We start from the raw sequence: 9,151 nt of genomic DNA on the forward strand, positions 1-9,151 counted from the left end.
ATTCGGGGAGATCGCGTTCATGCTGTCGAGGGGTGCTGGATGTGGGCTCGATTTCTCCTGGATTTCGGCTGTACTACATCTCGTGTCTCTCGCATCGCGACCTGTGACAACGACGTGACAGACGGAGAGCGAAAATGTCAGACGGATGCCTGGAGCACGTCCTGAGAATCGGATTACTTGGAGCGGTCCAGGCATGGCGCGGACGCCAGGAGATCCCGCTCGGACCGCCGCGGCAGCGGGCGGTGCTGGCGCTGTTGGCGCTGGAAGCGGGCCGGACCGTGTCGGTGGAGCGGTTGATCGAGGGACTGTGGGGAGAGCGGGCACCGGCGGGCGCGCGAGGCCTCGTGCAGGGGTACGTGTCGCGCCTGCGGCCCGCCCTCGCCAGGTCCGGGGTCGCGATCGCGCACGGCCCCCAGGGTTACCTGCTCGAGCTCGCGGCCGAGCAGGTGGACCTCCACGAATTCCGGGTTTCGGTCGCCCGCGCGCGGACCATGGAGACCGACGACGCACAGGCGACCGGGCTGCGGCACGCCATGGCGCTGTGGCGGGGTGAGCCGCTGACCGGCATCTCCGGTGGGGAGCTGCTGGACCGGCTGCGGTACACCCTCGGCGAGGAACGGCTGGCGGTCACCGAGGAATGCCTGAACGCCGAGACCCGGGCCGGCCGTGACAGGGTGCTGATCCCCGAGCTGATCGCGCTCGTGTCGGAACACCCCTTCCGGGAGGGGCTGGTGGGGATGCTCATGCTGGCGCTGTGCCGGACCGGCCGCCGGGCGGACGCCCTGGAGCGTTACGAACGCACCCGCCGCCGCCTCATCGAGGAGCTGGGACTGGATCCAGGCCCCGAGTTACGCCGGCTGCACCAACGGATCCTCCGCGGCACCGTCCGCACGGTCAGGTCGCCCGGCCTGTCCGCCTCGGTGGCGGCGGAGGCGGAGACGGAGGCCGTACCGGCGCAGCTGCCGCCGGAGCCGGGGCAGTTCACCGGGCGCACCGGCGAGCTGAGGACGCTGGACGCGGTCGCGACCGGCGGTGAGACGGTGGCGATCTCGCTGGTGACCGGTGCCGGCGGGGTCGGGAAGACGGCCCTGGCCGTGCACTGGGGACACCGGATCCGTCACCGGTTCCCCGACGGCCAGCTCTACGTCAACCTGCACGGCCACTCACCGGAGCAGCCGCTGCGTCCGATCGAGGCGCTCGGGCAGTTCCTGCGGGCGCTCGGCGTACCGGCGGAACGGGTGCCGGACACGGTGGAGGAGGCCAGTGCGGCCTACCGCAGCCTGCTCGCCGACAGGCAGGTCCTGGTGGTGCTGGACAACGCCGGCGGCGTGGACCAGGTCCGCCCGCTCCTGCCGGGCGGCCGGCGTTGCGCCACCGTGATCACGAGCCGGGACCATCTGACCGGCCTCGTCGCCCGGGACGGCGCGGTCCCGATTCCGCTCGGCGTGCTGGCCTCGGACGAGGCGGTCACCCTGTTCGGCAAGATCCTCGGCGGCGAGCACCTGTCCGCCGAGCCGGACGCCGCCCTGGAACTGGCCCGCGCCTGCGGCTACCTGCCGCTGGCGCTGCGCATCGCGGCCGCCGACATCGTCGGCCGCCCCGGCAGGGACATCGCCGGTCAGGTGCGCCGGCTCACCGACACCAGACTGTCCCTGCTGGCCGTCAACGGTGACCCGCACGCGGCCGTGCGAGGCGCGTTCGACATGTCGTACCACCGCCTGGATCCGCCCTCACGGCGCCTGTTCCGGCTGCTCGGCCTCATTCCCGGCCCCACGTTCACCCCCGAGGCCACCGCCGCGCTGGCCGGCACCACCCCCTGCGAGACCGATCGCCTGCTCTGCCAGCTCGCCGCCGCCCACCTCATCGAGGAGAGCGAGCCGGGCCGCTACACCTTCCACGACCTGATCCGGGAGTACGCCCTCGACCGTGCCCGGGCCGAGGAGGCCGAGCCCGACCGCGCCCACGCGCTGAACGCGCTCCTGGCCTGGTACCTGCGGGTCGTGCGGAACGCCGGAGACGTCGCCTACCCGCACATGCTGCGCGCGCCCGGGCCCACCGCGGACGGCGACGGCGGCCCGCCCGGCTTCGCCGACAGCGGCGTCGCGCTGGCGTGGATGAACGCCGAACGCGCCAATCTCGTCGCGGCGGTGAAGAGCACCACCGGGCGGCCCTACGGCTGGCGGCTCATCGACGCGATGAACGGCTATCTCGACATGACGGGAGGACAGCCCGGCTGGACGGACGTCCTCCGGGAGGCGCAGCACACCGCCCGCGCCAACGGCGACCATCTCGGGCAGGCGGTCGTCGGCTACTGCCTGGTGTCCACGCGCTGGCGGGCGGCCGAACTCACCGAGGCGGTCGAGGACCTCCGGGGGATGCTCGCGGCCGCCGACCGGGCCGGCTGGCCGGAGGGAAAGCTCTCCGCGCTGGCCGCGCTCGGCGTCGTGTACTTCCAGCAGGGCCGGCTCACGGCGGCCAAACTGCTGCTGACCTCGGTCGTGGACGGCTACCGGCGCTCGCCCGAGACGTCGCGCGTGGCCACCCCGCTCGTCGATCTCGGCCTGGTGCTGACCCAGATGGGCCGGTTCACGGAGGCCGAGCGGTGCCTGCGGGAGGCGCTGTCGGTGTGCCGCGGCTCCGGCCTGCTGGTGACGGAGGCCGCCGCCCTGGCCAGCCTGGGCAACGTGCTGAGGCTGACCGGGCACCTGGCGGGGGCCGTGACCCACCTGACGGCGGCACGCGATCTCGGCGGCGCGATCGGCGAGCGCTGCCAGGTGCATCTGTGCCGGGAACTGGCCGAGGTGTGCCTGGACGCCGGGCGGCGGCCCGACGCCCTCGGCCACGCCGACGAGGCGCTGCGACGGGCGAGGGCGGTCGGCGATCCCAAACTTGAGATCGACGCCCTGCTCGGTCTCGGACGGATCGAGTGCGAGGGCAATCCGCGCACCGCCGTCGACCACCTCACCGCGGCGCTGGACCTGGCGCGCGGCACCGGCGCGACCGTGGGCCAGGCCGACGCCCTCGTCGGGCTGGCCGTGGCGCGAACCTACCTGGACGACCACTCACTGGCCACGCGAGACGCCCTGGCGGGACTCGCGCTGGCAGAGAAGGCGGGCGCGGTGCTGGTGCAGGGCGCCGCGCTGGCGGCCCTCGCCGACGCGTCGCTGGCGGCCGGCGACACGAGCCTGGCGATCTCCTACGCCGAGCGCGCCACCACGATCCACGGCGACAGCGGATATTCCCTGGGCGAGGCACGGGCGCTGGTGACGCTGGGACGGGCGCTCTGGCGCACCGGCGACGAGCCGGCGGCCGAGCGGTGCCGGCGCCGGGCGGCGAGCATCTTCACGACGGTGCTCGACCAGACGGCCACCTGACCGGCCCGGCGGACCGGGAGCGGCGGTCAGATGAGCGGCAGATGAAGGACAAAGCGCGCTCCGTGAGGGGACGCGTTCTGGACCTGGAGGGTACCGTGGTGGGCCTGGGCGATGTCGCGGGCGATGGCCAGTCCCAGTCCGGTACCGCCGTGGTCACGGCTGCGGGCGGTGTCCAGGCGGGTGAAGCGCTGGAAGATGTGGTCACACTCGGCTTCGGGGACTCCCGGACCGTCGTCGGTGACGCTGAGCTCCGCCCCACCGACGATGCGGCGTACCCGCACCACGATGATGTGCGCGGCGTGCCGCTGGGCGTTGTCGAGCAGGTTGCGCAGAATCCGACAGATCTGTGAGGGGACGACATCGACCATCACACCGGGGCGCACATCCAGGCGTACCTCGTGGCGGTCGCCGATACGGCTGCAGGCTTCGGCTTCGGCCAGTTCGGCCAGGTCGATGCGCTCGAAGGCGGTGGGCGGGACGGCACCGAGCCGGGCCAGCAGCATCAGGTCGTCGAGGATGGCCTGGAGCCGGTTCACATCGCGCAGCGCATGGCCGATCAGCTCGCCCAGGTGGGTCTGGTCGGGATGCAACCGTGCCTCCTCCAGCTGTGCACGCAGCCCGGCAAGCGGGGTACGCAGCTCGTGGGAGGCGTCGGTAGTGAATCGCCGCTGGAGTTCGAGTGACCGTTGCAGCGATGCGGTGGCACGTTCCAGTTCCAGCGAGATGGCGCGCTCGTGGGTGTAGCGGCGGGCGTTGTCGATGCACACCGCCGCGCGGCTGACCAGTTCCTCGGCCAGGGAGACGTCGTCGTCCTCGAACGGATCGGACGCCTGCCACCGCGTGAACGTCACCACCCCAAGCACCCTGTCCTGGGCCAGCAACGGCACCGCGATGACCAAGGAGATCGGTTCTCCGGTCACCTGCACCGGCCGAGCGCCGCCTGGATCCGGCCAGAGCACCGTCTCCCCTCTCTCCAAGCAGCGCGCCTGCGGGGAGAAGGCGAGGTAGTGCACCGGCTCGCCCGCGGCGACCGGGCTCACGTTCTCCTGGGCGCTCTGGACGGCGACCCGGCGCAGGCCACCGGTGAGCGCCGCGGACTCCTCGCCGCACACGATGCCCTCGCTGAGATCGACGGTCACCAGGTCGGCGAACCGTGAGACGGTCACCTCGACGAGTTCCTCGGCCGTCCGCACCACGTCGAGGGTCTGACCGATGCTCATGGCGGCCTCGCACAGCAACCTCAGGCGCTTGCGCGCCGCGGTGGCGAGCCTGCCGACCTCCGGTTCACCGAAGAGGAACAACCACGGATCGGTGCTGTTGCCGTCCGGGCCCGTCTCCACGTCGCGGGCCCCAGGGGCCCCGGGGACCTCGGCCGCGGGCGCCGGGCCCGTCCCGGTCTCCAGTGCGTGACCGGTCGGGGGCTGCGCGATTCGCGGAACGCGGACGGCTTCCACGTTCATCGGCGGACATGGAACGTTCCCGATGCTCGTGAGATCGCCGCCGCCTGCGGCGCTGTCGTTGACGACAGGATCCCCGCTCACAGCGTTCCAGGTGTGCACGACGGTCGCCGGCGGGGCCGCCGACCGGCCCAGCCGATCGCAAGCCGACGTGACGGGGTCGCCGGCGAGGGGCTCCCACCGGCCGTCCTGGATCCGGACCTGCGCCACGACGCCGACCATACCGGTGGGTTCCGGCCCGGGCAGGGAGCGCAGTATGACGTTGCGGCCGTGGGACAGGGAGACCTCGACAGCCGCCCGCTGCCCGTACGCGATCAGCTCCGCGGCCCTCTCCTCCAGCACGAGACGATCTCTGAGGGGAAGATCACGGAGCAGCGAGTCGGCCTCCTGCGCGGACAGGAGGTCGGGCAGGTCCGCGGTTCGCAGGTACGCGTCGAGCAGGGCGCGCTCCTGTGCGGTGCTCTGCTCCAGGAGCCGCTGTTCGATGGCCTCGGCCACCTGACGGACGAGCACGTTCATCGCCGGATGCGCGCGTTCGTTCAGGCACGCGATCGTCATCACACCGCGCGCGTGCCCGGTGAGCGGGTCGAGGATCGGGACACCGGTGGCGGTGAACAGCTGCATGCACTCGGCCAGATGCTCGAATCCCGTCACCTGCACCAACCGCTTCTCCCGCAGGGGAGTACCTGCGGCGTTGGTCCCGAGGAGTGCTTCGGTGTACTCCACGCCCGGGAAGTGATGCATGCGGTCGAGCGCTCTCCTCAGCTGCAGGTCACTCTCGTAGCGCTGCAGCATCCTGGCCTGCTCGTCGAAGAGGAGCAGAGACACGCCCGTGTCCGCGATCGCGACCCGGAACCGTTCCAGCACCGGTCGGGCCACCCGGACGAGAGCGCAGTCCGTGTCGACCTCGACCGGATCGGCGAAGTCGAGTTGCTCCGGGACGAGCCCGATCTCCTGGCACCTGCGCCACGACTTCAAGATGGCAGGCCGAACGTTCCCCCCTATCGGCTGCCCCTTGAAGAACCGCTCGAAGATCCGCTCGGTGCATGCGGCCATGTTGATCCCCCGAGACATACGACCGACGTCACCTCTTCCAAGGTTAAAACAGGGAGCATACACAGCAAACCTCTATAAATCGTCAAATAAGTCCAGGTCAACGGCCATTTCCACCCATACGGTCGCCGCCCGCGGCGGCCGGCGCGGTCGGTGCCGTTGAGGGCGAACCGCGACGCGGCGAACTGCGCCTCAACCCGGTTCGGGGAGGGGCTGGTGGGCACGTAGGCGATCTCGACGACGGGACCCGAGTTGTTCCGGGCGTCGGCCCGCGAGGCCACACCCTCTCCATTTATGTATTCGATCGACCACTCTGGGTAACTGAAGAGAGGAAGGGCACCCATGTGCGTCACCGAGGAGGAAGCATGGCTTCACACACGTCCCCGCAGCCCAGGCATGGAGGAGTGTCCAGCCCGCCGTCCCGGGCCAACATCTACCTGCCGGAATGGCAGGCCGCGGGACTGGAGGCCGGGAAGTTCTTCCCGGCACTGAACCCGGGCCTCAGCGATCCGTTCGCGCCCGACGACGTTCCCAACGTCACGCCTCCGGCCGACGGCAGGATCGCCAGTGCCGGGCACGATTTCGCCGCCCAGCTCGACGAGACGCGGGCGGACTGGGACAAACACCCGGCACGTGTGGGCGAGGTACTGGAGGTCGTCTGGAACTTCGAGGTCCCGCACAAGACGCGCCGCTTCAACTACTTCCTCACCGTCGACGGCTGGAACCCGGACAAGCCCCTGGCGCGGGCACAGTTCGGCTCCCGGCCGATCGCCACCTACCAGAACAACGAACAGCCGTTCTGGGATCACGATCTCATGCCGGCCGACCCGACCGTCCACCGCGTCTCCCTGCCTGAGGACCGCAGGGGCTACCACGTGCTTTTGGCGGTGTGGGAGGTAGCCGACACCGGCAACGCCTTCTATCAGGTCATCGACCTCGACCTCGCCTAGCGGATTTCGCGAACGCCGGCGGCCCGCCCCTGGCGGGCCGCCTTGACTCCCACAACGTACGGCGGGCCTTCCGGAGGAACCTGTCCGGCGCCGGGCCGACGGCCAAGGACCGGACTCCCCGCGAGATGCGGCACAGCTTCGTCTCGCCACTGCCGGACTCCGGCGTCCCTCCGGTGGGACATCTACCGCACCTGCTTGCCCGCGAACCACCTGGTACAGCCGGGGGCGGACCCTTGTGGAGCCTTTGCGGCACATGCCATGATGTGATCAAACATCACAGATCAAGGCAGTGTGCTAGGAGTCGCGAGATGAAGGTTGACAAGGACGGCGGCGTCGTCATCGCCTCCGGCGGCACCGGCCGCCGCCCACCCCGCTGACCTGGGCACTGGCCGGGCTCGAGTTCGACCAGCGCGGCCGCGGCACCGGCGTGTTCACCGCCGCCCTCTTCCTCGGCCATTTCATCCGCCCCCTGCCCATCGTCGCCCTCACCGCCGCCGTCGGCGGCCTCGGCGGCGCCCTGATCCTCATTGGCCTCCTCGCACTCGTGCCGGCCGCCGCCACCCGCGGCATTCTCACCCGCCGCGCCCCGGCCACCGTCTGACCGCCGCCCGCAACCCCCTGAAGAGAGTGAGACCGCCATGTGTAACGCGATAGCCGATGTCGCCTCGGACCCGACGGTCCCGGAGGCGAACCGACGGCGCTTCATCTGTCGTCGACCTCTCGCACTCGGCCGCGGCGTCCGAACCGCACACGAAAGGAATCAATGCTGATGCCCTCGACAACCGGTGACACCGGTCTGGATCCGCGCGACGAACCGCCCGGAGGCGAAGAGCGCTCTGCGCGTCCGAACGTCGGGTACACGCGGCTGATCCACTCGTTCCAGTCGTTCGCCGACGTCGATCCCGGACTGCCGGCCTCGCTCGCGATGCACGCGGACGCCCGCGATCAAGCCATCCGCGTGGTGGAGGAGTCCACAGGCGTCCTGCTCGACCCCGCGGCCCGCTACTTCCGTCGGATCACCCAGGACGAGAGGAACTGAGGGCCTCGTCTCCGGCCCGTGGCGGTCACGCGCTCCCGTGCCCATCCACGGATCCGAGCCGCTGTCGACATCATGGCCGGACTCCGATCGGCGTGCCGATGCAGCGCCAGATCGTTCGCCGGTGCGCCGTTCCATGAATTGACCGCCGACCGAATGACCGACGATCACCGATGGGTTGAGCGTGTCGAATACGGTCTGGACGTCGTCCACCACCAGGCCGGGGCGGCCTGGTTTACGTCGGTATCCAATCGTGGCGACGCTCCATCCCTCTTCGCGCAGCGCGTTTTTGTGTAGCGCGTTTTTGTGTAGCGCGTTCGCCATCGCGCGCAGGTGGGTCCGGTCGAACTCAGGACGCCAGAATCCGCCATGGATCAGCACCACTGTGGGTCCCTCGGCGGGCCAGAGGCGATCACCTGGTCGGCGTCCTCGCCATACCGCAGCGTGCGATCAGGCCCCGGTGCCGGGCGGGTCAGTACGGAACGGTCCTCCACGAGGATCTCCCAGGAGGCCAAAAGGGGAAGGGGGAACCTGTCGTCCGCCGTGCGTAACCGATCCGCGGCGTGTTGGGACACCCGATCCCGGCACGCCTCCAGAGCACCATGGCCAGAATCGAAGGTATGCGGGGACAGGCGGAACCGTAGGGCCACCCATGCCTTCGGCGTCCATGCCGAACGAAAGCGTCAGAGCCCGTCGGTACTCGGCTCCTATCGGCCGTACCCCGCCTCACTCCTCGTGATCGAGACATGATGCTCGAAGTCCATTCGCAGCAACGGCCGCCCGGCCCCACCAGATCAGGCCGGCCCTTCAGCACCAGATGGATGCAGACCTCGGGCTGACCTTCACAAGGGTCCGGGCGCCGTCGCGGACCTTGTCATCAGCGAGGGAGCAGGCTTACCGGACGGCAGCCGGAATGTCACGGCTCCATCATGGAGTCCGCCTGATCACGGCGGCGCCGGCCGCGATCACTCCGGCGAGTGCGGTGGCCGCGGCTCCGGCGAGGAGTTGCTGTTGTCTGCGGACCCGGCGTTTGACCTGGGCGTAGGGCACGGTGGAGAAGGACACCAGCTCATAGCGTGATACGTATCGGCCGGGCAGTGCCCGCTCCAGCCGGTGTTCGATCTCCTTGACCAGTTTGAACACCGGTGAGGCGACCTTGTCGCGCATCTCGACGAAGTTGGCCAGTGCCATCTCGGCGATCGCGTCGGCGTTCTCCTTGCGCCGCTGTTCGTACAGCGGCAGGGCGCGGGCCCAGGAGCCGCCGGTTTCGTCCAGGCATTC

The 9,151-nt window shown here is 70.2% G+C and carries 5 protein-coding genes and 1 pseudogene; 4 read left to right on the top strand and 2 right to left on the bottom strand.

All coding sequences use genetic code 11. The features are described from left to right. Positions 1-134 precede the first annotated feature (134 nt). Positions 135-3,374, top strand: a complete 3,240-nt coding sequence (locus AB0N02_RS11090) for a BTAD domain-containing putative transcriptional regulator (protein WP_363944873.1) — start codon at positions 135-137, stop codon at positions 3,372-3,374. Between the two features lie 26 nt (positions 3,375-3,400). On the opposite strand, the gene AB0N02_RS11095 is transcribed toward AB0N02_RS11090, so the two are convergent. After that, entirely contained in the window at positions 3,401-5,887 is a 2,487-nt protein-coding gene (locus AB0N02_RS11095; RefSeq protein WP_363944875.1) for an ATP-binding protein, read from the bottom strand. A gap of 362 nt (positions 5,888-6,249) precedes the next feature. Between AB0N02_RS11095 and AB0N02_RS11100 the strand changes: the two genes are divergently transcribed. From AB0N02_RS11100 to AB0N02_RS11110, 3 genes are all read left to right on the top strand, one after another. After that, complete coding sequence (locus AB0N02_RS11100; RefSeq protein ID WP_363944876.1) at positions 6,250-6,834, top strand: lytic polysaccharide monooxygenase auxiliary activity family 9 protein; 585 nt, start codon at positions 6,250-6,252, stop codon at positions 6,832-6,834. Between the two features lie 427 nt (positions 6,835-7,261). Next, entirely contained in the window at positions 7,262-7,435 is a 174-nt protein-coding gene (locus AB0N02_RS11105) for a hypothetical protein (RefSeq protein ID WP_363944878.1), read from the top strand. Between the two features lie 168 nt (positions 7,436-7,603). Then, on the top strand, positions 7,604-7,873 hold the full coding sequence (locus AB0N02_RS11110) for a hypothetical protein (RefSeq protein WP_363944879.1): 270 nt from the start codon (positions 7,604-7,606) through the stop codon (positions 7,871-7,873). Positions 7,874-8,797: 924 nt separating this feature from the next. Here AB0N02_RS11110 and AB0N02_RS11115 read toward each other — a convergent pair. Continuing rightward, positions 8,798-9,151 (bottom strand): annotated as a pseudogene (locus tag AB0N02_RS11115) (hypothetical protein); the annotation flags it as partial.

It is taken from the genome of Streptosporangium sp. NPDC051022 (assembly GCF_040683035.1).
Classification (GTDB): domain Bacteria; phylum Actinomycetota; class Actinomycetes; order Streptosporangiales; family Streptosporangiaceae; genus Streptosporangium.